The organism is Streptoverticillium reticulum (assembly GCF_047456005.1).
GTDB lineage: Bacteria > Actinomycetota > Actinomycetes > Streptomycetales > Streptomycetaceae > Streptomyces > Streptomyces reticulum.
Genome location: NZ_CP179755.1, coordinates 2,810,976 through 2,836,731, shown reverse-complemented (window position 1 = coordinate 2,836,731; position 25,756 = coordinate 2,810,976). Strand labels below are relative to the sequence as shown.

The 25,756-nt window shown below is 71.2% G+C and carries 26 protein-coding genes; 21 read left to right on the top strand and 5 right to left on the bottom strand.

Going from position 1 to position 25,756, the window contains the following annotated elements:
- The first annotated feature begins 16 nt into the window (after window positions 1–16).
- The 16 genes from prfA (at window position 17) to ACMATS_RS12525 (ending at window position 14,835) form a co-directional block, all read left to right on the top strand.
- Window positions 17–1,093, top strand: coding sequence for a peptide chain release factor 1 (gene prfA, locus ACMATS_RS12600; protein WP_390776557.1), 1,077 nt, complete (start codon window positions 17–19; stop codon window positions 1,091–1,093).
- Between the two features lie 74 nt (window positions 1,094–1,167).
- Entirely contained in the window at window positions 1,168–2,013 is an 846-nt protein-coding gene (prmC, locus tag ACMATS_RS12595) for a peptide chain release factor N(5)-glutamine methyltransferase (RefSeq protein ID WP_390776558.1), read from the top strand.
- 40 nt (window positions 2,014–2,053) lie between these two features.
- Window positions 2,054–2,701 carry an L-threonylcarbamoyladenylate synthase gene (locus ACMATS_RS12590; RefSeq protein WP_390776559.1) on the top strand — a complete coding sequence of 216 codons (648 nt, stop codon included), beginning with the start codon at window positions 2,054–2,056 and terminating at the stop codon, window positions 2,699–2,701.
- On the top strand, window positions 2,698–3,351 hold the full coding sequence (locus ACMATS_RS12585; RefSeq protein ID WP_390776560.1) for a protein-tyrosine-phosphatase: 654 nt from the start codon (window positions 2,698–2,700) through the stop codon (window positions 3,349–3,351). The genes ACMATS_RS12590 and ACMATS_RS12585 overlap by 4 nt, the downstream gene beginning before the upstream one ends.
- 152 nt (window positions 3,352–3,503) lie before the next feature.
- Entirely contained in the window at window positions 3,504–4,793 is a 1,290-nt protein-coding gene (gene glyA, locus ACMATS_RS12580) for a serine hydroxymethyltransferase (RefSeq protein WP_414167942.1), read from the top strand.
- Between the two features lie 122 nt (window positions 4,794–4,915).
- The gene (locus ACMATS_RS12575) at window positions 4,916–6,214 is read left to right on the top strand and encodes an MraY family glycosyltransferase (RefSeq protein ID WP_390776562.1); all 1,299 of its coding nucleotides are present in this window, start codon (window positions 4,916–4,918) and stop codon (window positions 6,212–6,214) included.
- Between the two features lie 262 nt (window positions 6,215–6,476).
- Entirely contained in the window at window positions 6,477–6,914 is a 438-nt protein-coding gene (locus tag ACMATS_RS12570) for a hypothetical protein (RefSeq protein WP_390776563.1), read from the top strand.
- Between the two features lie 278 nt (window positions 6,915–7,192).
- Window positions 7,193–7,987 carry a F0F1 ATP synthase subunit A gene (gene atpB, locus ACMATS_RS12565; protein ID WP_390776805.1) on the top strand — a complete coding sequence of 265 codons (795 nt, stop codon included), beginning with the start codon at window positions 7,193–7,195 and terminating at the stop codon, window positions 7,985–7,987.
- A 78-nt stretch (window positions 7,988–8,065) separates the two neighbouring features.
- A complete protein-coding gene (locus ACMATS_RS12560; protein ID WP_171085095.1) occupies window positions 8,066–8,308 on the top strand; it encodes a F0F1 ATP synthase subunit C in 243 nt (80 codons plus the stop codon).
- A 41-nt stretch (window positions 8,309–8,349) separates the two neighbouring features.
- Window positions 8,350–8,913, top strand: coding sequence for a F0F1 ATP synthase subunit B (locus tag ACMATS_RS12555; RefSeq protein WP_390776564.1), 564 nt, complete (start codon window positions 8,350–8,352; stop codon window positions 8,911–8,913).
- Window positions 8,910–9,725, top strand: a complete 816-nt coding sequence (locus ACMATS_RS12550; protein WP_391151587.1) for a F0F1 ATP synthase subunit delta — start codon at window positions 8,910–8,912, stop codon at window positions 9,723–9,725. Before ACMATS_RS12555 ends, ACMATS_RS12550 begins: the two co-directional genes overlap by 4 nt.
- A gap of 116 nt (window positions 9,726–9,841) precedes the next feature.
- A complete protein-coding gene (atpA, locus tag ACMATS_RS12545; RefSeq protein WP_390776566.1) occupies window positions 9,842–11,416 on the top strand; it encodes a F0F1 ATP synthase subunit alpha in 1,575 nt (524 codons plus the stop codon).
- A 2-nt stretch (window positions 11,417–11,418) separates the two neighbouring features.
- Complete coding sequence (locus tag ACMATS_RS12540) at window positions 11,419–12,339, top strand: F0F1 ATP synthase subunit gamma (RefSeq protein WP_390776567.1); 921 nt, start codon at window positions 11,419–11,421, stop codon at window positions 12,337–12,339.
- Window positions 12,339–13,781, top strand: a complete 1,443-nt coding sequence (atpD, locus tag ACMATS_RS12535; protein WP_390776568.1) for a F0F1 ATP synthase subunit beta — start codon at window positions 12,339–12,341, stop codon at window positions 13,779–13,781. The genes ACMATS_RS12540 and atpD overlap by 1 nt, the downstream gene beginning before the upstream one ends.
- Before the next feature lie 112 nt (window positions 13,782–13,893).
- Window positions 13,894–14,265 (top strand): F0F1 ATP synthase subunit epsilon, encoded by a 372-nt coding sequence (locus ACMATS_RS12530; protein ID WP_390776569.1) that lies wholly within the window; start codon window positions 13,894–13,896, stop codon window positions 14,263–14,265.
- Between the two features lie 120 nt (window positions 14,266–14,385).
- Window positions 14,386–14,835 (top strand): DUF2550 domain-containing protein, encoded by a 450-nt coding sequence (locus ACMATS_RS12525; RefSeq protein WP_336413615.1) that lies wholly within the window; start codon window positions 14,386–14,388, stop codon window positions 14,833–14,835.
- A 51-nt stretch (window positions 14,836–14,886) separates the two neighbouring features.
- Here ACMATS_RS12525 and ACMATS_RS12520 read toward each other — a convergent pair whose 3' ends face one another.
- The 3 genes from ACMATS_RS12520 to ACMATS_RS12510 form a co-directional block, all read right to left on the bottom strand.
- Complete coding sequence (locus ACMATS_RS12520; protein WP_414167941.1) at window positions 14,887–16,908, bottom strand: glycosyl hydrolase family 18 protein; 2,022 nt, start codon at window positions 16,906–16,908, stop codon at window positions 14,887–14,889.
- 77 nt (window positions 16,909–16,985) lie between these two features.
- The gene (locus ACMATS_RS12515; protein ID WP_391151593.1) at window positions 16,986–17,648 is read right to left on the bottom strand and encodes a response regulator; all 663 of its coding nucleotides are present in this window, start codon (window positions 17,646–17,648) and stop codon (window positions 16,986–16,988) included.
- On the bottom strand, window positions 17,645–18,682 hold the full coding sequence (locus ACMATS_RS12510) for a sensor histidine kinase (protein ID WP_414167940.1): 1,038 nt from the start codon (window positions 18,680–18,682) through the stop codon (window positions 17,645–17,647). Before ACMATS_RS12510 ends, ACMATS_RS12515 begins: the two co-directional genes overlap by 4 nt.
- 280 nt (window positions 18,683–18,962) lie before the next feature.
- Here ACMATS_RS12510 and ACMATS_RS12505 point away from each other — a divergent pair, with 280 nt between their 5' ends.
- Window positions 18,963–19,526 (top strand): hypothetical protein, encoded by a 564-nt coding sequence (locus ACMATS_RS12505; protein WP_414167939.1) that lies wholly within the window; start codon window positions 18,963–18,965, stop codon window positions 19,524–19,526.
- 123 nt (window positions 19,527–19,649) lie between these two features.
- On the opposite strand, the gene ACMATS_RS12500 is transcribed toward ACMATS_RS12505, so the two are convergent.
- A complete protein-coding gene (locus tag ACMATS_RS12500) occupies window positions 19,650–20,222 on the bottom strand; it encodes a cob(I)yrinic acid a,c-diamide adenosyltransferase (RefSeq protein ID WP_414167938.1) in 573 nt (190 codons plus the stop codon).
- A gap of 13 nt (window positions 20,223–20,235) precedes the next feature.
- Window positions 20,236–20,388: a hypothetical protein gene (locus ACMATS_RS12495; RefSeq protein WP_414167937.1), complete on the bottom strand. Its 153-nt coding sequence runs from the start codon at window positions 20,386–20,388 to the stop codon at window positions 20,236–20,238.
- A gap of 354 nt (window positions 20,389–20,742) precedes the next feature.
- On the opposite strand from ACMATS_RS12495, the gene ACMATS_RS12490 reads away from it, so the two are divergent.
- The 4 genes from ACMATS_RS12490 (at window position 20,743) to ACMATS_RS12475 (ending at window position 25,578) form a co-directional block, all read left to right on the top strand.
- Window positions 20,743–21,138, top strand: coding sequence for a hypothetical protein (locus tag ACMATS_RS12490; protein ID WP_414167936.1), 396 nt, complete (start codon window positions 20,743–20,745; stop codon window positions 21,136–21,138).
- A gap of 201 nt (window positions 21,139–21,339) precedes the next feature.
- On the top strand, window positions 21,340–22,188 hold the full coding sequence (locus ACMATS_RS12485) for a 3-hydroxyacyl-CoA dehydrogenase family protein (RefSeq protein WP_336413535.1): 849 nt from the start codon (window positions 21,340–21,342) through the stop codon (window positions 22,186–22,188).
- 166 nt (window positions 22,189–22,354) lie between these two features.
- The gene (locus ACMATS_RS12480) at window positions 22,355–22,681 is read left to right on the top strand and encodes an STAS domain-containing protein (RefSeq protein ID WP_336413534.1); all 327 of its coding nucleotides are present in this window, start codon (window positions 22,355–22,357) and stop codon (window positions 22,679–22,681) included.
- A gap of 266 nt (window positions 22,682–22,947) precedes the next feature.
- Window positions 22,948–25,578 (top strand): ATP-binding protein, encoded by a 2,631-nt coding sequence (locus ACMATS_RS12475; protein WP_414167935.1) that lies wholly within the window; start codon window positions 22,948–22,950, stop codon window positions 25,576–25,578.
- The last annotated feature ends 178 nt before the right edge of the window (window positions 25,579–25,756 follow it).

The following is a 25,756-nucleotide window of genomic DNA, read 5'->3' as shown; positions in this document are numbered from 1 at the left end:
TCGCTGAGGAATCTTGATGTTCGAGGCAGTCGAGGAACTGATCGGTGAGCACGCCGACCTCGAGAAGCGGCTCGCCGATCCCGCCGTGCACGCGGACCAGGCGAACGCCCGCAAGCTCAACAAGCGCTACGCCGAGCTGACCCCGATCGTCGGCACGTACCGCGCCTGGAAGCAGACCGCGGACGACATCGACACCGCGCGCGAGTTCGCCGCCGACGATCCCGACTTCGCCGCCGAGGTCAAGGTCCTGGAGGCGCAGCGCGAGGTGCTGACGGAGAAGCTGCGCCTGCTGCTGATCCCGCGCGACCCCAGCGACGACAAGGACGTCATCCTGGAGATCAAGGCGGGCGCGGGCGGCGACGAGTCCGCCCTGTTCGCCGGCGACCTGCTGCGCATGTACCTGCGCTACGCCGAGCGCGTCGGGTGGAAGACCGAGATCATCGACTCCACCGAGTCCGAGCTCGGCGGCTACAAGGACGTCCAGGTCGCGGTGAAGACCAAGGGCAACGTCACCCCGGAGCCCGGCCAGGGCGTCTGGGCCCGGCTGAAGTACGAGGGCGGGGTGCACCGCGTCCAGCGCGTGCCCGCGACCGAGTCCCAGGGCCGTATCCACACCTCCGCGGCCGGTGTGCTCGTCACGCCCGAGGCCGAGGAGATCGACGTCGAGATCAACCCCAACGACCTGCGGATCGACGTCTACCGCTCGTCCGGCCCGGGCGGCCAGTCCGTCAACACCACCGACTCGGCCGTGCGCATCACGCACCTGCCGACCGGTGTCGTCGCCTCGTGCCAGAACGAGAAGAGCCAGCTCCAGAACAAGGAGCAGGCCCTGCGCATCCTGCGCTCCCGGCTGCTGGCCGCCGCGCAGGAGAAGGCCGAGGCCGAGGCCGCGGACGCGCGCCGCAGCCAGGTCCGCACCGTCGACCGCTCCGAGAAGATCCGGACGTACAACTTCCCGGAAAACCGGATCTCCGACCACCGCGTGGGGTTCAAGGCGTACAACTTGGACCAGGTGCTCGACGGCGAACTGGACGCGGTCATCCAGGCCTGCGTCGACGCCGACTCGGCCGCGAAGCTCGCGGCCACCAGCTGACCATCCACCGGGCCTTGTCGAAGGCCCGGCCCGGAAGACCCCGGGACGACCGTGACGATGCGAGAGGGAACACCGTGAACCTGCTGCTCGCCGAGGTGGCGCAGGCCACCCAGCGGCTGGCCGACGCCGGCGTGCCCTCCCCGCGCTTCGACGCGGAGGAGCTGGCCGCCTTCGTGCACGGCGTCAAGCGGGGTGAGCTGCACAACGTCGCCGACGCGGACTTCGACGCCCGCTACTGGGAGGCCGTGGCCCGCCGCGAGGCCCGCGAGCCGCTGCAGCACATCACCGGCCGCGCGTTCTTCCGCTACCTCGAACTCCAGGTGGGCCCGGGCGTGTTCGTGCCCCGCCCGGAGACCGAGTCCGTGGTCGGCTGGGCCATAGACGCCGTCCGGGCGATGGACGTGGTCGAGCCCCTCATCGTCGACCTGTGCACCGGCTCCGGGGCCATCGCCCTCGCCCTCGCGCAGGAGGTGCCCCGCTCCCGGGTGCACGCCGTCGAGCTGGACGAGACCGCGCACGGCTGGGCCGGCAAGAACGTCGAGGGCTCCAGGGTCACCCTGCACCACGGGAACGCCCTCACCGCCCTCCCCGAGCTCGACGGCCAGGTCGACCTCGTCATCAGCAACCCGCCGTACATCCCGCTGACCGAGTGGGAGTACGTCGCACCCGAGGCCCGCGACCACGACCCGGAGCTCGCCCTGTTCTCCGGCGAGGACGGCCTCGACACCATCCGTGGCCTGGAGCGCACGGCCCACCGCCTGCTGCGCCCCGGCGGCGTCGTCGTCATCGAGCACGCCGACACCCAGGGCGGCCAGGTGCCGTGGATCTTCTCCGAGGAGTCGGGCTGGGCGGACGCGGCCGACCACCCCGACCTCAACAACCGCCCGCGGTTCGCGACGGCCCGGAAGGCCATGCCGTGACCGGGGCGCAGGGAACCGACCGTTTCGCGAAGGAGATGTGATGGCACGGCGATACGACTGCAGCGACGCGACCGACCGCAAGACCGGTCTGCGCGAAGCGGCCGCCGCGGTCCGCCGCGGCGAGCTGGTCGTGCTGCCCACCGACACCGTCTACGGCATCGGTGCGGACGCCTTCAGCCGCGAGGCCGTCGGCGGCCTCCTCCAGGCCAAGGGCCGTGGCCGCGGCATGCCCTCGCCCGTCCTCGTGGGCTCCCCCAACACCCTGCACGGGCTGGTCACCGACTTCTCCGAGCAGGCCTGGGAGCTCGTCGACGCCTTCTGGCCCGGCGCGCTGACCCTGGTGGCCAGGCACCAGCCCTCGCTCACCTGGGACCTGGGCGAGACCCGCGGCACCGTCGCCGTGCGGATGCCGCTGCACCCGGTGGCCATCGAGCTGCTCACCGAGTTCGGCCCCATGGCCGTCTCCAGCGCCAACCTCACCGGCCACCCCGCGCCGCAGACCTGCGACGCCGCCCAGGAGATGCTCGGCGACTCCGTCTCCGTCTACCTCGACGGCGGCCACACCCCGGCCGACGTGCCGTCCTCCATCGTGGACGTCACCGGTCCGGTGCCCGTGCTGCTGCGCGCCGGTGCGGTCGGCGCCGAGCAGCTCCGCGAGGTGGTACCCGACCTCGAGGTGGCGAATTGATCGCCCCACAGGGGCGTGGCATAGCGGGACCGGTCACTTTCGCCGACACCTTCCGCATCCTCCACGTCAGCACCGGCAACGTCTGCCGCTCGCCCATCACCGAGCGGCTGACCCGGCATGCCCTCGCGCACCGGCTCGGCGACCCCTCCACGGGCGGCCTGGTGGTCGAGAGCGCCGGCACCTGGGGACACGAGGGGGCGCCCATGGAGGCGCACGCCGCCACCGTCCTGGCCGACCTCGGCGCGGACCCGCACGGGTTCATCGGCCGTGAGCTCCTCGACGAGCACGTCATCCGTGCCGACCTGGTGCTCACCGCCACCCGCGACCACCGCGCCCAGGTCATCTCCATGGGCCACTCCGCGGGCCTGCGCACCTTCACACTGAAGGAGTTCACCCGGCTGGTGCGGGCCATAGACCCCGCGACCCTGCCGGACCCCGAGCAGGCCGGCGGCGTCGTCGACCGCGCCCGCGCCCTGGTGCAGGCCGCCGCCGCCCTGCGCGGCTGGCTGCTCGCGCCCAGCGCGGAGGCCGACGAGGTGCACGACCCCTACGGCGCCCCGATCACCTTCTTCCGCTCCATCGGCGACGAGATCAACCAGGCCCTGGACCCGGTCGTCACGGCTCTTACGGGAGTCCCCCGGCCCCGATAGGGGCGCGGGGCTGTTGCACTGTGCGGCTCCGCCGCGTGGGCGCGAGCAACCACAGACGACCCGCACCGGGCATACAAGGCAATACCGGCATACATTGGTGGCAGGCCCCCCGCAGGGGCCCCGCATCCGCCGCCCACCGCTAGGAGCCGGCGATGTCCGTCACCCCCGCACCGGCCCGGAGCAGCGCCCCGGTATCCCGGCTCCCCGCCTGGGGCACCGGCTTCGAGGCGCTGGTGCGCCAGGACCCCGAACTGGCCGGACTCCTCCTCGGCGAGGCCGACCGGCAGGCGACCGGGCTGCAGCTGATCGCCGCCGAGAACTTCACCTCGCCCGCGGTCCTGGCCGTCCTCGGCTCGCCGTTGGCCAACAAGTACGCCGAGGGCTATCCCGGCGCCCGCCACCACGGCGGCTGCGAACTGGTCGACCTCGCCGAGCGCATCGCCGTCGAGCGCGCCAGGGGCCTCTTCGGCGCCGAGCACGCCAACGTCCAGCCGCACACGGGCTCCTCCGCCGTGCTGGCCGCCTACGCCGCGCTGCTGCGTCCCGGCGACACGGTGCTGGCCATGTCCCTCCAGCAGGGCGGACACCTCACCCACGGGTCCCCGGCCAACTTCTCGGGCCGCTGGTTCGACTTCGTCGGCTACGGGGTCCGCCGGGACACCGGCCTCATCGACTACGACCAGGTGCGCGACCTGGCCCGCGACCGCCGGCCCGCCGCGATCGTGTGCGGCTCGATGTCCTACCCGCGGCACCCCGACTACGCCGCCTTCCGGGAGATCGCCGACGAGGTGGGCGCCGCCCTCATCGCCGACGCGGCGCATCCCCTCGGACTGGTCGCCGGGGGAGCGGCGCCGAACCCGGTCCCGTACGCCGACATCGTCTGCGCCACCACGCACAAGGTGCTGCGCGGGCCTCGCGGCGGGCTGATCCTGTGCGGCGCCCGGCTGGCGGAGCGGGCGGACCGGGCGGTGTTCCCGTTCACCCAGGGCGGCGCCCAGATGCACGCCGTCGCCGCGAAGGCGGTCGCCTTCGGGGAGGCCGCGACCCCGGCCTTCACCGCCTACGCCCACCAAGTCGTGGCCAACGCCCGTGCCCTTGCCGCCGCCCTGGCCTCCGAAGGCCTCGTCATCGCCACGGGAGGCACCGACACGCACCTGGTGACCGCCGACGTCTCCCCGCTCGCCCTGGAGGCCGTCACGGCCCGCCGGCGCCTCGCCGCCGCCGGCATCGTGCTGGACACCTGCGGCCTGCCGCACGGCCGGGCCCGCGGCCTGCGGCTGGGCACCGCCGCCCTCACCAGCCAGGGCATGCGGGAGCCCGAGATGCTCCGGGTCGCCGCCCTGCTGGGCGCCGCACTGCGCGGGGAGGGGAAGGAGTCCGAGGTCAGGGCGGCCGTCGCCGAGCTGGCCGGAAACTTCCCCCCGTATCCGCCGCACATGTGATCATTTGGCGTCCCCGGCAACCACCCGCAGGGCCCCCGCGTCTTCCCCGGCATTCACGGATCGGGGGCGGACGCGAATATGGTGTGGGGCTGTGATGTCCGGCGAGATTCCTGGGGCAGCCCGTGCGTGAATACCTGCTGACGTTGTGCGTCACCGCAGCAGTCACCTATCTGCTGACGGGTCCGGTGCGGAAGTTCGCGATCGCGGCCGGCGCAATGCCGGAGATCCGCGCCCGTGACGTGCACCGGGAACCGACGCCACGGCTCGGCGGTATCGCCATGTTCGGCGGGCTCTGCGCGGGCCTGCTGGTCGCCGCGCACCTGGCCAATCTCAAGCCCGTCTTCGAGCTGTCCAACGAGCCGCGCGCGCTGCTCTCGGGCGCCGGGCTGATCTGGCTGCTCGGCGTGCTCGACGACAAGTGGGGCGTGGACGCCCTGGTCAAGCTGGGCGGCCAGATGATCGCCGCCGGCGTGATGGTCCTGCAGGGTCTGACGATCCTGTGGATCCCCGTCCCCGGCGTCGGCAATGTCTCGCTGACGCCCATGCAGGGCACGCTGCTCACGGTGGCGCTGGTCGTCATCACCATCAACGCCGTGAACTTCGTCGACGGCCTCGACGGCCTGGCCTCCGGCATGGTCTGCATCGCCGCCGCCGCGTTCTTCGTCTACGCCTACCGGCTCTGGTACGGGCACAACCTGGAGGCTGCCGCTCCGGCCGCGCTGTTCGCGGCCGTGCTCATGGGCATGTGCCTGGGCTTCCTCCCGCACAACATGCACCCCGCCCGGATCTTCATGGGCGACTCCGGCTCCATGCTCATCGGCCTGGTGCTGGCGGCCGGTGCGATCTCCCTGACCGGGCAGCTCGACCCGGACGCCCTCAAGCTCTTCGAGGGTTCCGAACGGGCCGCCGTGCAGGCCACGGTGCCGGTCTACATCCCGCTGCTGCTGCCGCTGACGGTCATCGCGGTGCCGGTCGCGGACCTGCTGCTGGCCATCGTCCGGCGCACCTGGAAGGGCCAGTCGCCGTTCGCCGCCGACCGGGGGCACCTGCACCACCGGCTGCTGGAGATCGGCCACTCGCACAGCCGCGCGGTGCTCATCATGTACTTCTGGTCGGCGCTCATCGCCTTCGGCACGGTGGCCTATTCGGTGCAGTCGGCCAGTGTCTGGATCCTGCTGGTGATCACCGCGCTGAGCGCGGTCGGCCTGGGCCTGCTGCTGATGCCGCGGTTCACCCCGCGGGCACCCCGTTGGGCGGAGCGGTTCGTCCCGCCGCGCTACCGCCGGCGGGCCGTCTCCGCGGCGGCTCCGGAGGGCACCGTTCCGGAGGAGGAGCGCGAGCCCGTACCGGCCGGCCTGCACGGCGCAACAGCCGTCGGGGACCGCTCCCGTTTCACGCGCACCAGCACGCACCACGGGTAAAGTTCGCCTCTAGCAGACGAATTGGCGGTCCGTCAGCCCGTCGACCAGGGGGTTGACCCTTGGGTGTGACGCGTGGCACACGAACCAGGTAAAGACCTCATCAAATAGTTTGTGATACCGTTCACTAAACCCGGTGGTAGAGCCGAAGGGCCCGACTGAAACGCTGTGCGGCGGACCTTCGTCGCAGAGTCGCCTCTGATTCCCGGGGATACGCTCGCCCACGACGAATCGTTGCTTCCGACCCTTCGCCGGAGAACCCTTCATGCAGTCCAACGACGCCCGAACCCTTCTTCAGTGCGCCGTCCCGACCGCCGTGAGCGGGATCGTCGCCGTCGCCGTGGCCCTGGTGTTCGCCGGTGGCAAGGGCGGCATCGGTGCCGCCGTCGGCACGCTCCTCGCAGGAGGTGTCATGGCCATGGGCCTGATCGTCCTGCAGCGGACCGCGAAGCACCTTCCGCATCTCTTCCAGTCGATGGGCCTCGTGCTCTTCATGGCGCAGTTCCTGCTCGTCGCCGTCTTCCTCGGCGTCTTCAAGCACACCACGCTGTTCGACACCAAGGCTTTCGCCTTTGCCCTGCTCGCCGCGGTCCTCGTGTGGATCGGGGCGCAGACGCGTGCCTACATGAAGGCCAAGGTCCTGTACGTGGATCCGGAGTCCGGCGATGCGCAGAAGCCTGCGCCCGCCGGTTCTCCCTCATGAGAGGTAGGGCCGCGATAAAGGCTCCCGTGCTCACCTGCTATCGTCCGGTGCCATCTGAGGTGCAGCGGACGAAGGCAGCCGGACCCCCGAGTCCCGGGGAGAGGACCGGCCGCCCGTGCAGCTGACGCCTGCGATGTCTTCCGGCCTCCGGCCGACCTGCCGCACCCCTATCCGTAAGACCAGTCCAGTGCCGTTCCGTGGCTGCACGCCGCGCCGACACAACGAGGTTGCCGTACCTATGCGCCACGCTGAAGGAGCTCGCGGTGAGTGCTGACCAGATGCTCGCCTTCGAGACCGATTGCCACATCTTCGATGGGTGCGGCTTCCCGGCCCCAGGGCTCCACTCGTTCGTCTTCGAGCCGCTCTTCTCGATCGGCGGATACGACTTCAACAAGCCGATGCTGCTCGCCCTGCTGGGCTCGATCGCCATCGTCGGTTTCTTCTGGGTGGCCTTCGGCAAGGCGAAGGTGGTGCCGGGCAAGCTGCAGATGGTCGGCGAGGCCGGTTACGACTTCGTCCGCCGCGGCATCGTCTACGAGGCGCTCGGGAAGAAGGAGGGCGACAAGTACGTCCCCTTCATGGTCTCCCTGTTCTTCTTCGTGTGGATCATGAACCTGTGGTCGGTCATTCCGGTCGCCCAGTTCCCGGTCACGTCGATCATCGCCTTCCCGGCGGGCCTCGCCCTGATCGTCTACGTCCTGTGGATGTACCTGACCTTCAAGAAGCACGGCTTCGTCGGCGGCCTGAAGAACATCACCGGCTACGACAAGTCGCTCGGCGGCATCCTGCCGATGGTCGTCGTCCTCGAGTTCTTCTCGAACGTCCTGGTCCGGCCGTTCACCCACGCGGTCCGGCTCTTCGCCAACATGTTCGCCGGCCACCTGCTGATCCTGATGTTCACCATCGCCAGCTGGTACCTGCTGAACGGCATCGGCATCGCCTACGCCGGTGTCTCGTTCGTGATGACCATCCTGATGACCGCCTTCGAGCTCTTCATCCAGGCCGTCCAGGCGTACGTGTTCGTGCTGCTGGCCTGCAACTACGTGCAGGGCGCGCTCGCCGAGCACCACTGAGCCCCCAGCCCCACCCAGACCCACTGACCGTCCGGTGGCCAACCCCCACCGGTCCGTGAAAGAGAAGGAAGAACCGGCATGTCCGCTCTCCAGACCCTTGCCGCCGACGGTGTCACCGGCTCCCTCGGCTCCATCGGCTACGGCCTCGCCGCGATCGGCCCCGGCGTCGGCGTCGGCATCATCTTCGGCAACGGCACCCAGGCGCTGGCCCGTCAGCCCGAGGCGGCCGGCCTGATCCGCGCCAACCAGATCATGGGCTTCGCCTTCTGTGAGGCGCTCGCCCTGATCGGCATCGTCATGCCGTTCGTGTTCGGTAAGTAATCACTGCTTGCTGACACACCTTTTCGACGAAAGGCACTGATGTGAACGCCCTGGCACAGCTGGCGGCCGAGGAGATGGAGAACCCTCTCCTCCCGCCGATCCCAGAGCTTGTCATCGGCCTTGTCGCCTTCCTCATCGTCTTCCTGTTCCTCGGCAAGAAGCTCCTCCCGAACATCAACAAGGTTCTGGACGAGCGCCGGGCGGCCATCGAGGGCGGCATGGAGAAGGCCGAGGCCGCCCAGGCCGAGGCTCAGCAGGTACTCGAGGACTACCGGGCTCAGCTCGCCGACGCCCGCCACGAGTCCGCGCGTCTGCGCCAGGAGGCGCAGGAGCAGGGCGTCGCGCTGATCGCCGAGATGCGGCTCGAGGGCCAGCGGCAGCGTGAGGAGATCATCGCTGCCGGTCACGCCCAGATCGAGGCCGACCGCAAGGCCGCTTCGGCCTCGCTCCGTCAGGACGTCGGCCAGCTGGCCATCGACCTGGCGGGCCGGATCGTGGGCGAGTCCCTGCAGGACTCCGCCCGTCAGAGCCGGACCATCGACCGCTTCCTCGACGCCGTCGAGGAGAAGTCGGTGGACGTGACGAAGGCCGAGGCCAAGCGATGAGCCTTGCGAGCCGTGAGGCCCTGGCCTCTGCACGGGAGAGCCTCGACGCGCTGGCGGACAACACGTCCGTGGACGCGGCGAAGCTGGCGGACGAGCTTGCCGCCGTCACCGCACTGCTGGACCGCGAGGTGTCGCTGCGCCGGGTCCTGACCGACCCGGCGCAGCCCGGCGAGGCCAAGGCCGAGCTGGCGAAGCGTCTGCTGGGCGGTCAGGTCGGCGGCGAGTGCGCCGACCTGCTGGCCGGCATGGTGCGCCTGCGCTGGTCGCGCTCGCGCGACCTGGTGGACGCGACCGAGGAGCTGGCGAGCAGCGCCGACCTGGTCGCCGCCGAGCGCCAGGGCGTCCTGGACGACGTCGAGGACGAGCTGTTCCGCTTCGGCCGGATCGTCGCCTCGGACTCCGCACTGCGCTCCGCGCTGACCGACAAGGTCGCCGACCGGGCCGCGAAGGCGGGCCTGGTGCGCCGGCTGCTGGACGGCCGGGCCAACCCGGTCACCGAGCGGCTCGTCGCCCGCCTGGTGACGGCGCCGCGTGGCCGTAGCCTGGAGGCGGGGCTCAACGCCCTCTCCAAGCTCGCCGCGGAGCGCCGGGACCGCACGGTCGCGGTGGTCACCTCGGCGGTGCCGCTGGACGACCGGCAGAAGCAGCGCCTCGGCGATGCGCTGGCCAAGCTGTACGGGCGGCGCGTCCACCTCAACATGGACGTCGACCCCGAGGTCATCGGCGGCATCGAGGTGCGCATCGGTGACGAGGTCATCAACGGCACCATCGCGGACCGCCTCTCCGAGGCGGAACGGCGGATGGCCGGCTGACCGGCGACCAACTCAAGAGCATGACTGACGGCCCGGGTTGGGCCGACGGTGTCCTCCGGGGGAACTCCCCCGGGGAAGAAATACTTCGGGCCCAACAAGGAGAGCAGGGAACCCAGATGGCGGAGCTCACGATCCGGCCGGAGGAGATCCGGGACGCGCTGGAGAACTTTGTCCAGGCGTACAAGCCGGACGCGGCCTCGCGCGAGGAGGTCGGTACGGTCAGCGTTGCCGGCGACGGCATCGCGAAGGTCGAGGGCCTTCCCTCGGCCATGGCGAACGAGCTGCTGCGGTTCGAGGACGGAACCCTCGGTCTCGCCCTCAACCTCGAGGAGCGCGAGATCGGTGCGGTCGTCCTCGGCGAGTTCAGCGGCATCGAGGAGGGCCAGCCGGTGCAGCGCACCGGTGAGGTGCTCTCCGTCGCGGTGGGCGAGGGCTACCTCGGCCGCGTCGTCGACCCGCTGGGCAACCCGATCGACGGCCTCGGCGAGATCACCGGCATCGAGGGCCGCCGCGCCCTCGAACTGCAGGCCCCCACGGTCATGCAGCGCAAGTCGGTCCACGAGCCGATGGAGACGGGCTACAAGGCCGTCGACGCCATGACCCCGGTCGGCCGTGGCCAGCGTCAGCTGATCATCGGTGACCGGCAGACCGGCAAGACCGCGCTGGCCGTCGACACGATCATCAACCAGCGCGACAACTGGCGCACGGGCGACCCGAAGAAGCAGGTCCGCTGCATCTACGTCGCCATCGGCCAGAAGGGCTCCACCATCGCGTCCGTGCGCGGTGCACTGGAGGAGGCCGGCGCCCTGGAGTACACGACGATCGTCGCGGCTCCGGCGTCCGACCCGGCGGGCTTCAAGTACCTCGCCCCGTACACCGGTTCCGCCATCGGCCAGCACTGGATGTACCAGGGCAAGCACGTCCTGATCGTCTTCGACGACCTGTCCAAGCAGGCCGACGCCTACCGTGCCGTCTCCCTGCTGCTGCGCCGCCCGCCGGGCCGTGAGGCCTACCCGGGTGACGTCTTCTACCTGCACTCCCGTCTGCTGGAGCGCTGCGCCAAGCTCTCCGACGAGATGGGTGCCGGCTCGATGACCGGTCTGCCGATCGTCGAGACCAAGGCGAACGACGTCTCGGCGTTCATCCCGACCAACGTCATCTCCATCACCGACGGCCAGTGCTTCCTGGAGTCGGACCTGTTCAACGCCGGTCAGCGCCCCGCGCTGAACGTCGGTATCTCGGTCTCCCGTGTCGGTGGCTCCGCCCAGCACAAGGCCATGAAGCAGGTCTCCGGCCGACTCCGCGTGGACCTCGCCCAGTTCCGTGAGCTGGAGGCGTTCGCCGCCTTCGGTTCCGACCTGGACGCGGCCTCCAAGGCCTCCCTGGAGCGCGGCAAGCGCATGGTCGAGCTGCTGAAGCAGACGCAGTACGCCCCGTACTCCACCGAGGACCAGGTCGTCTCCATCTGGGCCGGTACCACCGGCAAGATGGACGACGTTCCGGTCGAGGACATCCGCCGCTTCGAGCGCGAGCTGCTGGACCACCTGCACCGCGAGCACAAGGGCCTGATGACCAGCATTCGTGAGGGCGGCAAGATGTCCGACGACACGCTGCAGGCCGTGGGCGACGCGATCGCGTCCTTCAAGCAGCAGTTCGAGACGGCGGACGGCAAGCTGCTGGGCGAGGGCTGAGCATGGGTGCCCAGATCCGGGTCTACAAGAGGCGGATCAAGTCCGTCACTGCGACCAAGAAGATCACCAAGGCGATGGAGATGATCGCCGCCTCGCGCATCGTCAAGGCGCAGCGCCAGGTGGCCGCATCCACTCCGTACGCCAGTGAGCTCACCCGGGCAGTCACCGCGGTTGCCACCGGCTCCAACGCCAAGCACGCCCTGACCACCGAGGTGGAGAACCCGGTCCGGGCCGCGGTGCTGCTCGTCACGAGCGACCGTGGTCTGGCCGGCGGTTACTCCTCCAACGCCATCAAGGCGGCGGAGCAGCTCACCGAGCGGCTCCGCGCCGAGGGCAAGGACGTCGTCACGTACATCGTCGGCCGCAAGGGCGTCGCGTACTACGGCTTCCGTGAGCGCCCGGTGGTCGAGTCCTGGACCGGCTTCACCGACAGCCCGGCCTACGCCGATGCCAAGCGCATCGCGGGTCCGCTGATCGAGGCCGTCCAGCGGGACACGGCCGAGGGCGGCGTGGACGAGCTGCACATCGTCTTCACCGAGTTCGTCTCGATGATGACGCAGACGCCGGTGGACAACCGTCTGCTGCCGCTGAGCCTCACGGCGACGCCGGAGGAGACCGAAGCTGCTCAGGGGCGGATCCTTCCGCTCTACGAGTTCGAGCCGTCGGTGGAGGGCGTGCTCGACGCGCTGCTGCCGCGGTACGTCGAGTCCCGGATCTACAACGCGCTGCTGCAGGCTGCTGCTTCCGAGCACGCCGCCCGCCGCCGCGCGATGAAGTCCGCGACCGACAACGCCGAAGAGCTCATCAAGTCGCTCAAGCGGCTTGCCAATGCGGCCCGACAGGCCGACATCACCCAGGAAATCAGCGAGATCGTCGGTGGCGCGAGCGCCCTGGCCGACGCGACCGCGGGGAGTGACAAGTAATGACGACCACTGTTGAGACGGCCGCCGCCACGGGCCGCGTCGCCCGGGTGATCGGCCCGGTCGTCGACGTGGAGTTCCCCGTCGACGCGATGCCGGAGATCTACAACGCCCTGCACGTCGAGGTCGACGACCCGGCCGTCGAGGGCGGGAAGAAGACCCTGACGCTCGAGGTCGCCCAGCACCTCGGCGAGGGCCTCGTGCGCTCCATCTCCATGCAGCCCACCGACGGCCTGGTCCGCCAGGCCCCGGTGTCCGACACCGGCGCGGCCATCTCCGTCCCCGTCGGCGACGTGACCAAGGGCAAGGTGTTCAACACCCTGGGCCAGGTCCTCAACGAGGACCCGTCCACGGTCGCCGACGCCGAGCGCTGGTCGATCCACCGCAAGGCCCCGGCCTTCGACCAGCTCGAGTCCAAGACCGAGATGTTCGAGACCGGCCTGAAGGTCGTCGACCTGCTGACCCCGTACGTCAAGGGCGGCAAGATCGGTCTGTTCGGTGGTGCCGGTGTCGGCAAGACCGTTCTGATCCAGGAAATGATCATGCGTGTGGCGAAGCTGCACGAGGGCGTTTCCGTCTTCGCCGGTGTCGGTGAGCGCACCCGTGAGGGCAACGACCTCATGGTCGAGATGGAGGAGGCCGGCGTTCTCGACAAGACCGCGCTGGTCTTCGGTCAGATGGACGAGCCCCCGGGCACCCGTCTGCGCGTCGCCCTGGCCGGTCTGACCATGGCGGAGTACTTCCGCGATGTGCAGAAGCAGGACGTGCTGTTCTTCATCGACAACATCTTCCGCTTCACCCAGGCGGGTTCCGAGGTGTCGACCCTGCTCGGCCGTATGCCCTCCGCGGTGGGCTACCAGCCGAACCTGGCCGACGAGATGGGCATCCTGCAGGAGCGCATCACCTCGACCCGTGGTCACTCGATCACCTCGATGCAGGCGATCTACGTCCCCGCGGACGACCTGACCGACCCGGCCCCGGCGACCACCTTCGCGCACCTGGACGCCACCACGGTTCTGTCGCGTCCGATCTCGGAGAAGGGCATCTACCCGGCGGTCGACCCGCTGGACTCGACGTCCCGCATCCTGGACCCGCGTTACGTCGCGCAGGACCACTACGACACCGCCATGCGGGTCCGCGGCATCCTGCAGAAGTACAAGGACCTCCAGGACATCATCGCGATCCTCGGTATCGACGAGCTGGGCGAAGAGGACAAGCTGGTCGTCCACCGCGCCCGTCGCGTCGAGCGCTTCCTGTCGCAGAACACCCACGCGGCGAAGCAGTTCACCGGTGTCGACGGTTCGGACGTTCCGCTGGACGAGTCCATCGCCGCGTTCAACTCGATCTGCGACGGTGAGTTCGACCACTTCCCGGAGCAGGCCTTCTTCATGTGCGGTGGCCTTGAGGACCTGAAGAAGAACGCCAAGGAGCTGGGCGTCTCCTGAGCCCCGTGCTCTGACGTCCGGGGGTGGGGCAGTCCCGCCCCCGGACGTCACGTCCCCTATTCTTTGACCCAACACCTGCCGTACCCGGCAGGTGGAGACCCGAGGAGCCACGTTGGCTGCTGAGCTGCACGTCGAGCTGGTCGCGGCGGACCGAAGCGTCTGGTCCGGCGAGGCCACTCTGGTCATCGCGCGTACCACGTCGGGCGACATCGGCGTCATGCCCGGCCACCAGCCGCTGCTCGGTGTGCTGGAGTCCGGCCCGGTGACCATCAAGACCGCCGAGGGCACCGTGGTCGCCGCGGTGCACGGTGGTTTCGTCTCGTTCGCCGACGACAAGCTCTCGCTGCTCGCCGAGATCGCGGAGCTGGCCGACGAGATCGACGTCCAGCGCGCCGAGCGTGCGCTGGAGCGGGCCCAGTCGGAGGCGGACGCCGCCGCCGAGCGGCGCGCGGATGTCCGGCTGCGTGCGGTCGCGGGGCACTAGGACCGCGACCGGCCATCGATACGTCCCTCAGCCGCGGGCCGCACTGGATCTTCCAGGGCGGGCCGCGGCTGAGGCAATACAGGTGCGGTTGCTCTAGATGATGCGAGGAGGTCGGTGGAGATGGTCCTCGCTCTGCTCGTGAGCGGCATCGTCGTACTGCTGGTGGTACTGGGGCTCTTCGTCTTCGGGCTGCGCAGGCGGCTCATCCAGCGGTCCGGCGGGACCTTCGACTGCAGTCTGCGGTGGAACATCCCCGAGGATGACCCCGAACCCCTCGGCAAGGGCTGGGTGTACGGCGTCGCCCGCTACAGCGGTGACCGGATCGAGTGGTTCCGGGTCTTCTCGTACGCGCCGCGCCCCCGGCGGATCCTGGAGCGCGCCTCGATCGAGGTCCTGGAGCGCCGGACGCCGCAGGGCGAGGAGGAACTGGCGCTGCTGTCCGACGCCGTCGTCCTGGTCTGCCTGCACCGGGGCACGCGCCTGGAACTCGCGATGAGCGAGGACGCCCTGACGGGCTTCCTGGCCTGGCTGGAGGCGGCCCCTCCGGGGCAGCGGGTGAATGTGGCGTAGCCCTGTAAGGGGCGCGAGGAACTGCGCGATCAGCCACGAACAACCCGCAGTTCAGGACAGACCGTCAGTGACGGCAGTCATCAGCGTGCCACTGTCACCGGACATCTCCCAGATCATCACGCCCATCAGATTCTTCTGGCGAAGCCAGGCGGTCTTCTTGCCGATCGACCAGGCGTCGTCGAACGTCCACCACTGCCCGTTGTCCCCGGTGTAGCCATAGGTGGCCACCACCTGATCGTCGTGGTAGACGGTCATGTTGGGAACCGAGGCAACCAGGTTGTCGTAGCCCCGCGTACCCGCCTCCTCAGGGAACTGCCCGGGCGCAGCCCCATTGGCCGTCTGCCAGACGCCGTGCGCGCCGCCGTCGGCGACCTGCTGCCAGCCGCGCCCGTAGAAGGCCAGGCCCAGGGCCAGTTTGCGCGGGTCGACGCCCGCGTCGAGATAGGTCTGGACGGTCTTGTCCACGCTGAACTTCGTGGTGTACGGGTCCTTGGGGTCGGCGTAGAGGTTGCCCTGGTGGCCGGTGCGGTTGGGCTCCCAGCTGTTGTCGCTGCCGGAGCCGTGGAAGTCGTAGCCCTGGACGTTGGCGTAGTCCATGGAGTCGAAGACGTTCGGCCTGCCGCCGATCTGCCAGCCTGCCGCGATCTTGGCCGGGTCGGCCGGGGTGAAGGCGGTGAGCAGGTAGTGCTTGCCGGTCGTGGCGCCCAGTGCGTCGAGCTGCTTGCGGAACTCGGCCATCAGCAGGGTGAGGTTGGCCTTGTCGTCCGCGGAGACGTGGTTGCCGGGGTGGCCGTCGGAGCCGGGCCATTCCCAGTCGATGTCGAAGCCGTCGAAGATGCCGGCCGCCGTGCCGGGGCCGCCGCGGCCGTTGCTGACCGGCAGGTTGCCCTTGATGTACATGTCGATGCAGGACTGGACGAACTTCTGCCGGGAGGCGTCGGTCTTCGCGACGTCCGAGAAGTACTTGCTGTAGGTCCAGCCGCCCACCGAGATCAGGGTCCTGAGGCCGGGGTACTTGGCCCTGAGCTTCTTGAGCTGGTTGAAGTTGCCCGCGAGGGGCTGGTCCCAGGTGTCGCCCACGCCGTCGACGGACTCGCCGGCCGCGAAGCCCTTCTCGTAGTCGGCCCACGAGTCGCCCGCGCCGTCGCCCTGGCTGGGGTCCTCGGGGTTGGACGTGGTGGCCTTGGTGACGCCGTTGAGACAGGTGAGGTTGACCGGATCGATGTTGGAGAACGCGTAGTTGAGGTGGGTGAGCTTGGCGGCGGCGCCCGTGGCGTCCAGGGACTTCACGGTGTACGCGCGGCCGTAGATGCCCCACTGCACGAAGTAGCCCACCTTGGCGTAGCCGGTGCCGGGCTGCGGGGTGCCGCCCCCGCCGGTGGTCTTCACTGTCAGCGCCGGGCTGGCGGGCCCGGTCCGGTCGGCGGTGTCGCGGCCGACGACGGTGTAGGTGTAGCCGGTGCCGGGGGTCAACCCGGTGTCCGTGTAGGCGAGTTTGGCGACGGTCGCGACCTTGCTGCCGCCGCGGTAGACGTCGTAGTTCTTCATGCCCGTGCCGGACGCGGACGCCGTCCACTTCAGGGAGACGGCCGTGTCGGTGACGGCCGTGGCCTGCGGGGTGCCGGGGGCGCCCGGCGGGTTGCCCTGGGAACCGCCGTCGCAGGAGCCGCCGTTGAGCCTGCACCCGGCGGGCGCGTTGTCGCCCGCGGCGACGAAGCCGAAGGTGACGGAGGCGCCGGGGGCGATGCTCCCGTTGTAGTCGCGGTTCTTGGCGGTGTAGTGGGTGCCGCTGTTGCTGATCAGGGCGTCCCAGTACGAGCCGACGGTGGTGGTGGAGGGGAAGTCCCACTCGACGGTCCAGCCGTCGACGGTCGTCGAGCCCGTGTTCCTGATCGTCCATTCGCCCTGGTAACCGGTGCCCCAGTCGGAGGTCTTGGCGAAGGTCGCCGTCGCCGAGGCCGCGGCATGGGCCGGGGCCGCGAGGCCGACGAGTGCGGCGAGGGGGAGGAGGAGCGCGGCGAGTGCCGCGGTGAGGGTGAAGCGTCTGCTGTGTCCCGCTGTTCCTGTGCTCAAGGGTGCTCCTCGAGTGGAGTCTGGACAGGGTGGGGGGTGCGCAGTTGTGGGGAGCGTAAGAAGGTCCGTACCAACGGTCAAGAGGTCTGGACCAGACCCAACTCCTGGGCCAGGACGGCCGCTTGCAGCCTGCTGCGCAGCTCCAGCTTTCCCAGCAGCCGGCTCACATGGGTCTTCACCGTCGCCTCCGCCATGTGCAGCCGCTCGGCGATCTCGGCGTTCGCCAGGCCCTCGCCGAGGCAGACCAGCACCTCGCGCTCGCGGCGCGTGAGCACGTCCAGGACCGCGAGGTCGGCGGACGGGCGGGCCGCTGCCGCCGCCGGCCGGGCGAACTCGGCGATCAGGCGGCGTGTGACGGCCGGGGAGATCAGGCCCTCGCCGCGGGCCACGGTCCTGACGGCCGCCACGAGTTCGGCGGCCTCGCTGTCCTTGAGCAGGAAGCCCGCCGCGCCCGCGCGCAGCGCCCCGAACACGTACTCGTCGAGGTCGAAGGTGGTCAGCACGAGCACGTCGGCGAGCTGCTCCGAGGTGATCTGCCGGGTGGCCGAGACTCCGTCCAGGCGGGGCATCTGCACGTCCATGACGACCAGATGGGGCCGCAGCACCCGGGCCAGCCGCACCGCCTCCTCGCCGTCGGCGGCCTCCCCGACCACCTCGACGCCGGGCGCGGAGCGCAGGATGAGCACCAGGCCGGACCGGACGGCAGCCTGGTCCTCGGCGACCAGGACCCGGATGTTCATGGCTTCTCCTCGCTCTCCACGGGCAGTTCGGCCCGTATCTCCCAGTACGCCGCTCCGTCGCTCTGCGGCCCCGTCTCCAGCCGGCCGCCCAGGAGGGCGACGCGCTCCCGCATGCCGACGAGTCCCGCTCCCGAGCCCGGGGCGCGCGGCGCCGGGCGGTCGTCGCCCAGCGGGCTGGTGACGCTGACGGTCAGCGGCCCGTCGGCCGTGCGCGACAGGCGCACCGTCACCTCGCCGGGCGCCGCGTGCTTGACCGCGTTGGTCAGAGACTCCTGCACGATGCGGTAGGCCGCCAACTCGACGGGTGCGGGCAGCGGTCCGGGGCCGCGCCCGTCGTGCAGCACGAAGCGGAACCTGCCTTCGTCGGGCACGGCGCCGCGCGCCTGCGCCAGCAGCGCGTCGAGGCCGGCCAGCGTGGGCGTGGCCGCCGGTACGTCCTCGCCGGTGCGCAGGAGGGTGATGAGACGGCGCATCTCGGCGAGCCCCTGGACGCTGTTCTCCCGGATCACCGCCAGCGCCTCCCGGGACGTCTCGGCCTCGCCGATCGACAGCGCCGCCGTGGAGTGGATCGCGATGGCCGACAGGTGCCCCGCCACCATGTCGTGCAGCTCCCGCGCCATCCGGGCGCGCTCCGCACCGACCGCCTCGCGCCGGTCCAACTCGGCCAGCAGCGCGGTGCGCTCGGCCGCCAGCCGCGCGGACCGGGCGGCGTCGCGGTGCACGCGGACGCCCACGCCGGTCCAGGCCGGTGCGATGGTGATCAGGCCCAGCGCGATGCCGACCAGCAACGCATCCGGCTTGCGGATCAGGGCGACGGCCAGCAACGTGCCGAGCACGGTGAGGACTTCGGTGGCGCGTGGGATGAACCGGTACGCGGCCTGCGGCCCGTACAGCACTGCCGCGTAGACGAGATCGGTGAACATGCCGACATTCGCGATGAGGCTGCCCGAGCACACGTCGAGCACGAGGGCGCACGTGCCGACGGCGAGCGCCGCCAGCGGGGCGCTGCGGCGCAGCAGCTCGGCACCGGCCATCACGGCCAGGGCGGCCAGCGCGAGCCACGGCGGCAGCGGCAGCGCGGGCGTGCTGCGCAGGCCCAGCGCGTACAGCAGGACCCCGCCGAGCAGCCCGGCCGCCGCGACGAGGACGGCATCGCGGTCGGGGCGGCGGGGGAGGGGCAGCTGGACGGGTCCATCACAACACGGCGTCGCCGCAGGTCAGTACATCGAACGATGCAGTCCGGGATCGTCTTCTGCGACGAGGCGGGGGCGTCCGTCGGCGGTGACGCTGGAGGGGAGGGAGAGGAGCGGAGCCGTGATCGTCACGCTGATCGTCGTCTGCGAGGTGGGCTTCTGGGTGCTGCTGGCCGGCGGACTGAGCCTGCGCTATCTGGCCCGCATGCCGCGCGCGGGAGTCGCGGTACTGCTGCTGGAACCCGTACTGGAGCTCGTCCTGCTGATCGCGACCGCGGCCGACCTGAAGAACGGGGCCGCCGCCGACTGGAAGCACGGCCTCGCCGCCGTCTACATCGGCTTCTCGGTCGGCCTCGGCCACTCCACGCTCCGCTGGGCCGACGCCCGCTTCGCCCACCGCTTCGCGGGCGGCCCGCCGCCGGTCGCGCCGCCCCGGTATGGGACGGCGCGCACGGTCCACGAGTGGAAGACGGCGGGTCGCTGGATCCTGGCGGCGGCCGTTGCCGCTGCGCTGTTGCAGGCGGCGGCTTGGTACGTGGGCGACGGGGGTGATGTGAGCTCGCTGCGGGCGTGGCAGTCGAAGATGCTGTGGGTGGCGGGCATCAACGTGGTTGTTGCCCTGAGCTACACGGTGTGGCCGAAGAGCGCCCCGAAGGGGCGCGGGGAACTGCGCGATCAGCCGTAGACGACCCGCAGTCGGCAAACAACGCAGAGCGCGGGGGCGGTGCCGGTCGTCCGGCGGCTGCGGGTCCGTTGTGGCTGGTCGCGCAGTTCCCCGCGCCCCTACGGGGCGCGGCCACCGCAGAGGTCAGCGGTTCTCGCCCGGTACCCACAGGACGTCCCCGACGTCCCGGTTCGCGGTCCGCGCCAGGATGAACAGCAGGTCCGACAGCCGGTTCAGGTACGTGGCCGTCAGGTGGTTCATGATGTCGCCGTGCATCTCCAGCGCCGCCCACGTGGAGCGCTCCGCGCGCCGCACCACCGTGCACGCCTGGTGCAGCAGCGCCGCCCCCGGCGTGCCCCCCGGCAGGATGAAGCTGCGCAGCTTCTCCAGTGGCTCCAGGAAACGGTCGCAGTCCGCTTCCAGGCGGTCGATGTAGGACTGCTCGACGCGCAGCGGCGGGTACTTGGGGTTCTCCACGACGGGAGTCGCCAGGTCGGCGCCCACGTCGAAGAGGTCGTTCTGGACCCGGACGAGCACCGCGACGACGTCCTCCGGCAGCTGACCGAGCGCGATGGCCACCCCGATCGCGGCGTTGGCCTCGTTCGCGTCGGCGTACGCCGCGATGCGGGTGTCGGTCTTCACGGTCCGGCTCATGTCGCCGAGGGCGGTGGTGCCGTCGTCGCCGGTGCGGGTGTAGATACGCGTCAGGTTGACCATGCCCCGAGCGTAGTCAGGCGCCGGCCTTACGGAAGTACCGCGTCCCGGCCGTCACCGAGACGGCCAGCAGCGCCAGGGCCGCCAACGTGCCGCGCAGCAGCGCCGGGTCGGAGTAGTGCCCGACGAACGCGGCGCGGACGGCGTCCACCAGATAGCGCAGCGGCATCTCCCGGATTTCAGGTGCGTGGACGCAGGCGGCTCTCGGTCGACATGCCGCAAGCTCAAGCACTCAAGGTCGCGCGCCTGAGCCGGAAATGGGGAGAAGCCAACCTGACGCTCGTGGGGCGCGTCCGGTTTCGGTACTCGAGCGAGCTGCCAGGCATCGGAAAGGACGCACCGGAGGGCAGGGTCACGGGCGCCCGGCTGGTGAGGGACTCCAACGGCTGGCACATCGCCTTCCGCTGCGCCTTCAAGTGCGAGGTACCGGCAAAGGGGACGCACCAGGGTCCCACTGTCGGACTGGACCGAGGCGTGACAGTGTCACTGGCGACCTCCGACCCGGATGAGGCGTACCTCACTCATGTCCCCCGCCGTGGCCGTGCTGCGCACCCTGCGCGCGGAGGTCGTGACCGTCTCGCCGCGGATGGGGCTCGTCGACGGGTTCGAGCGGTTCATGCGCGTCATCGAGGAGTCGCCGGCCCTGCGCTCCCGGGTCTTCGGCATGCGGCGCCGCGCCGTCGACCGGCTCGCCGCCGTGCTCGCCGAGGAGGCGGGGGAGGATGCCGGGCCGCTGCCCGCACTGGTGGCCGGTCAGCTGGGCTGGGTCCAGGCGCAGGTGACCGAGTACATCCAGGCCGAGCTGGTGGCGGGCCGCACCGCCGCGGAGACCTCGCGTGCCGCGCTCGGCCTGCTGGACGAGATCGAGGGGCTGCTGAGCGACCGTCTGCTGGAGTACGGCATCCGCCCGGCGGTGTGATTCGGGGTGATCCCGCTGTGATCCCTGGGGTCCGTGTGGCTCAACTGCAGCGTGTGGTCCGGCCGGTGGCCGTCTCGGTGTGATGTCCGTCATTCGGGACGTGACGCGCATCTCTTCCCTCCCAACGGCGCGCTCCCGGGCGCTAAGGTCCGGCCAAGAGCCGTAAGAACACGCAGGTGTACAGGGAGTAAGGGGACAGTCGTGGCCAAGAAGCTCGCCGTCATCGGTGCCGGACTGATGGGGTCCGGCATTGCGCAGGTCTCCGCGCAGGCCGGCTGGGACGTCGTGCTGCGGGATGTGACCGATGCGGCGCTGCAGCGCGGCACGGACGGCATCCGGGCCTCGCTGGACCGGTTCGTGGCGAAGGGGAAGCTGGAGGCGGCCGCGGCCGAGCAGGCGCTCGCCCGCATCACCCCGACCACCGACCTGGACGCGGCCGCCGACGCCGATATCGTCGTGGAGGCCGTCTTCGAGGACGTCGACACCAAGCGGGACATCTTCCGCACCCTGGACGGGCTGGTGAAGGAGGACACCGTCCTCGCCTCCAACACCTCCGCCATTCCGATCACCAAGATCGCGGCCGCCACCGCCCGCCCGGAGCGCGTGGTCGGCGCCCACTTCTTCTCGCCGGTGCCGATGATGCAGCTGTGCGAGCTGGTGCGCGGGCACAAGACCAGCGACGAAACCCTCGCCGCCGCGCGGGAGTTCGCCGAGGGCATCGGCAAGACCTGCATCGTCGTCAACCGCGACGTCGCCGGCTTCGTCACCACCCGCCTGATCTCGGCGCTGGTCGTCGAGGCGGCCAAGCTGTACGAGTCCGGGGTGGCCAGCGCCGAGGACATCGACATCGCCTGCAAGCTGGGCTTCGGCCACGCCATGGGCCCGCTGGCGACCGCCGACCTGACGGGCGTCGACATCCTGCTGCACGCGACCGAGAACATCTACACCGAGTGCCAGGACGAGAAGTTCGCCCCGCCGGAGCTCATGCGCCGCATGGTCGACGCGGGCGACCTGGGCCGCAAGAGCGGCCAGGGCTTTTACCAGCACTGAGGCTCCGTCGGCTACCGGGTTCACCCTGTGGGGTGAATTCGGTAGCAATTCGCTTACAGGCGGCAACTTTGCCGCGCGAAAGGCAGTCAGTTCTTTAGAACCTCGGAAGACTCGGAAGACAACCTCGTTCCGCCGGTCATCTCACGCACCACTCCCGGGAGCGCATATGCACATCAGGGGCGACCACGCCGAACTGGTCGTCGGGGGGCGCCTCGACGTCCGCAGCGCGGCGAACGCCCGTACGGTCCTGCACTCCGCCCTCGACGGCGGCCGGGGCGACCTCGTCCTCGACCTGACCGAGCTCGACTCCTGGGACGCCACCGGACTCGGCGTCATCATGGGCGCCCACCGCCGCGCCGGGCGCACCGGGCGCCGGCTGGTGCTGCGGGGCGTGCCGGACCGGATGCAGCGGCTGCTGGTCGCCACCCGGCTGCACCGCATCCTCGCGATCGAGGGTGAGAACCTCGCGGACGGCAGCCGGCCCCGCGTGTGAAACGGGGCGCCGAGCGGGCCGGATGAGCCCCCTGCGGCGCCGAGCACCCCCAATGCTCATAAGACTGTGACGTCCTGGGCGACGCGGCACCCTCTTGTTCGTAGATACTGTGCCAAGGTCTGTTCGGTTTCCCGCCGCCACGAAAGCCCACGGCGGGCACCGGACCGGTATCGACGGCCGGGTGCCACCATGCCCGCCGCAGGTCGAAGGAGTGCGGACAGGCCGGAGGGCACGACGGCACGCCACGCATCTGGGGGCTCTGAACCATGGACCCGACGAACCGGGCATCCGAGGAATTCCGCGACGACGCAGTCCACGACGACGAACGCGCTCCCGGCACCGGGAGCGGCCCGCGCCGGCCGCCGCGCTCCGAACTCGTCGGGGCGCAGGAGTCCGGCGCCCCGGGCCCCGTCCGCGTCGTCCAGCTCGTCGCCGGTGACTACCTGCTCACCGTCAACCCCCTGGACGGCAGCGAGATAGAGCCCTGCCCGCCCGGCCGGCTCCCCGCCGCCCGGCCCGAGCGCCACGGGCCCGAGGAACGCGAGGCGCTGCGCCGGGCCGCCGCACCGACACCGCCCGCCCGGCCCGTCGGCCCCGAACTGCCCCTGCTGCACCGGGGCGAGGAGCGCGAGCGGCTCTCCCGGCTGCTCTCGCGCGGCCGTTCCGTCCGGCTGACCGGCCCGTCCGGCTCCGGGCGCACCACCCTGCTGGACGCCGTCGCCGAGGACTGTGCGGGCCTCGCGCCCGACGGGGTCGTCCGGCTGAACGGATATCACCGCACTGCGACCGATCTGCTCCACGAGCTCTACGCCGCCGTGCACGACGCACCGCGGTACCGGCCCGACCGGGCCGCGCTGCTGGCGGCCGTCGCGGAGGTCGGGGCCGTGGTCGTCCTGGACGACCTGGAGTTCGGCGGCACCGCGCTCGACGAACTGCTCGACGCGACCCCCGAGTGCGCCTTCCTGCTCGCCGCGACGCCCGACGTGGCGGCCCCCTCGGCCGACTCGCACGTGGAGGAGGTCTTCCTCGGCGGCCTCGACCGCACCGGCTGCCTGGAGCTGCTGGAGCCGGCCGTGGACCGGCCGCTCACGGACGAGGAGGCGAGCTGGGCCGCGGACCTGTGGTTCGAGTCCGAGGGCCTGCCGCTGCGGTTCGTCCAGGCCGGTGCGCTGCTGCGGCACCGGGACGGACAGAACGTGCCGGATGGGGCCGAAGAGCCCGGCGCCGTCGACGAGTTCGGCGTCACCGCCGAACGGCCCTACGTCGCCTCGACGGAGAGCGACCCGGACGGGGTGCGCCGCCCCGCGCTGCCGAGCCTCGCCCAGGCCGCCGCGCCCGCCGCGCTGCTCGCCTCCCGGCTCGGCGAGGCCGCACGGGACACCCTGCGCTTCGCCGTCGCCCTCGGCGGCGAACTCCCGCACCAGGCCCACCTGCCCGCCCTCGTCGGGGACACGCACGCCGACGCGGCCGTCGGCGAACTGCTCGCCTGCGGCCTGGTCACCGCCGCCGGGGCGCACTACCGGCTGGCCGCCGGCGTCGCCGACCAGCTGTCGGCCGAGGGCTACGGCGACGACGCCGCCGCCCGGGCGCACACCGCCGCCCAGCACTACGCCTGGTGGGCGGGGCACCCCTCGGTCGCCCCGGAGCGCATCGCCCAGGAGGCCGACGCGATCCTCGCCGCGCTGTCCGCGCTCGTCGCGGACGGGGAGGCCGGACATCCGGCCGCGGCCGTCCTGCTGGCCCGCACGGCGGCCCCGGCCTTCGCGGCCGCGCAGCACTGGGGCGCCTGGGAGCGCAGCCTCCGGCACGGGCAGGAGGCGGCCAGACTCGCCGGGGAAGTCGGCGAAGAAGCGTATTTCCACCACGAGTTGGGCGTCCTGGCGCTCTGCACCGGCAACCTCGACCGGGCACGTGCCGCGCTGGAGGCCTCGATCGGGCTGCGCGGGGTGCTGGCCGACAAGCGCGGAGCGGTCGCCGGGCGACGGGCGCTGGCCCTGGTCGCCGACCGCACCGGGCTGGCCATGGGCGCGCGCGGCGTGCCCGCGGTCGCCCCGCGCACCGACTTCGCGAAGGCGGCGCCGCTGCTCTCCGGGTTCGAGCCGGCCACCCAGGCGGGGGAGGAGGTGCCGGACGCGCGCAGCGAGGAGTCGGCTGCGCCGCCCGCCGTGGCGAAGGGTCCGGTGTCGGCGCCGCTGTCGGTGACCGTGCCGCCGGTGCGGCCGGCCGGCCGGAACCCGGACGACGTGACCACCGCGGTCATCAGCCGGGTGCCGGCGCCGCGGCCCGCCGCCAAGCAGCCGTGGACCAGGCGGCTGGTGGCCGCCGGCACCCACCGCAACATGGCGGCCGCCGGTGCGGGGGCGCTGCTGGCGGCGGTGCTGGGCACCGTCGTCACGCTCGGTGCGGCCTCCGGCGGCAGCGGGCAGCACTCCGGCACCGTCAAGCCGGGGCGCAGCGCGTCCCAGCAGGACGGGGGCGACGGGCTGAACGCGGACCAGCCTGCGGCGGTGCAGAACGGAGGGCCCGGGGTGCCGGGCGGTTCGGGCGCCGGCGTGCCCGAGCGCAGCGGGGCGCCCGGGGGTCCGGGTGCGCCGGGGGCGTCGCGGAGCGCGGGGCCTTCGTCGGGGACGGGTACGGGGCGGGGCAGTGCGTCGCCGTCCTCGCCGGACGTGCCGACGGATCCGACGCCGTCGAAGTCGCCCTCGCAGTCGCCGTCGCAGTCGCCGGGCGGGGATACTCCCACGCCGCCGTCGAAGTCGCCCTCGCCGTCCAAGTCGGCGGATCAGCCGCCGACGCAGCCGTCGACCACCGGGGGTGGGACCGGTGGCGGGACCGGTGCCGGGGGTACCACCGGGGGCGGTTCGACGCCGGTCAAGCCGGGGGCCTCGGCCTCGTAGCCCCGTAAGGGGCGCGGGGAACTGCGCGACAGGCCACCGCCGGCCCGCAGTCGACGCACCACCCCCAGGGGTCCGGGGCGCAGCCCCGGGGACCTCGGCTGCGGGTGCGTCGTGGCTGATCGCGCCCACGCGGCGGAGCCGCACGGTGTCACAGCCCCGCGCCCCTGACGGGGCGCGG

Bases quoted from the DNA above. Each gene is read 5' to 3' on its own strand.
- ACMATS_RS12525 (WP_336413615.1), top strand. From the start codon at position 14,386: ATGGTCCTCGCTCTGCTCGTGAGCGGCATCGTCGTACTGCTGGTGGTA.
- ACMATS_RS12490 (WP_414167936.1), top strand. From the start codon at position 20,743: ATGTCCCCCGCCGTGGCCGTGCTGCGCACCCTGCGCGCGGAGGTCGTG.
- ACMATS_RS12500 (WP_414167938.1), bottom strand. From the start codon at position 20,222: ATGGTCAACCTGACGCGTATCTACACCCGCACCGGCGACGACGGCACC.
- ACMATS_RS12515 (WP_391151593.1), bottom strand. From the start codon at position 17,648: ATGAACATCCGGGTCCTGGTCGCCGAGGACCAGGCTGCCGTCCGGTCC.
- ACMATS_RS12480 (WP_336413534.1), top strand. From the start codon at position 22,355: ATGCACATCAGGGGCGACCACGCCGAACTGGTCGTCGGGGGGCGCCTC.
- glyA (WP_414167942.1), top strand. From the start codon at position 3,504: ATGTCCGTCACCCCCGCACCGGCCCGGAGCAGCGCCCCGGTATCCCGG.
- atpB (WP_390776805.1), top strand. From the start codon at position 7,193: ATGCTCGCCTTCGAGACCGATTGCCACATCTTCGATGGGTGCGGCTTC.
- atpD (WP_390776568.1), top strand. From the start codon at position 12,339: ATGACGACCACTGTTGAGACGGCCGCCGCCACGGGCCGCGTCGCCCGG.
- ACMATS_RS12495 (WP_414167937.1), bottom strand. From the start codon at position 20,388: ATGCCGCTGCGCTATCTGGTGGACGCCGTCCGCGCCGCGTTCGTCGGG.
- ACMATS_RS12590 (WP_390776559.1), top strand. From the start codon at position 2,054: ATGGCACGGCGATACGACTGCAGCGACGCGACCGACCGCAAGACCGGT.
- ACMATS_RS12560 (WP_171085095.1), top strand. From the start codon at position 8,066: ATGTCCGCTCTCCAGACCCTTGCCGCCGACGGTGTCACCGGCTCCCTC.
- ACMATS_RS12550 (WP_391151587.1), top strand. From the start codon at position 8,910: ATGAGCCTTGCGAGCCGTGAGGCCCTGGCCTCTGCACGGGAGAGCCTC.
- ACMATS_RS12510 (WP_414167940.1), bottom strand. From the start codon at position 18,682: ATGGCCGGTGCCGAGCTGCTGCGCCGCAGCGCCCCGCTGGCGGCGCTC.
- atpA (WP_390776566.1), top strand. From the start codon at position 9,842: ATGGCGGAGCTCACGATCCGGCCGGAGGAGATCCGGGACGCGCTGGAG.
- ACMATS_RS12540 (WP_390776567.1), top strand. From the start codon at position 11,419: ATGGGTGCCCAGATCCGGGTCTACAAGAGGCGGATCAAGTCCGTCACT.
- ACMATS_RS12475 (WP_414167935.1), top strand. From the start codon at position 22,948: ATGGACCCGACGAACCGGGCATCCGAGGAATTCCGCGACGACGCAGTC.
- prfA (WP_390776557.1), top strand. From the start codon at position 17: ATGTTCGAGGCAGTCGAGGAACTGATCGGTGAGCACGCCGACCTCGAG.
- ACMATS_RS12570 (WP_390776563.1), top strand. From the start codon at position 6,477: ATGCAGTCCAACGACGCCCGAACCCTTCTTCAGTGCGCCGTCCCGACC.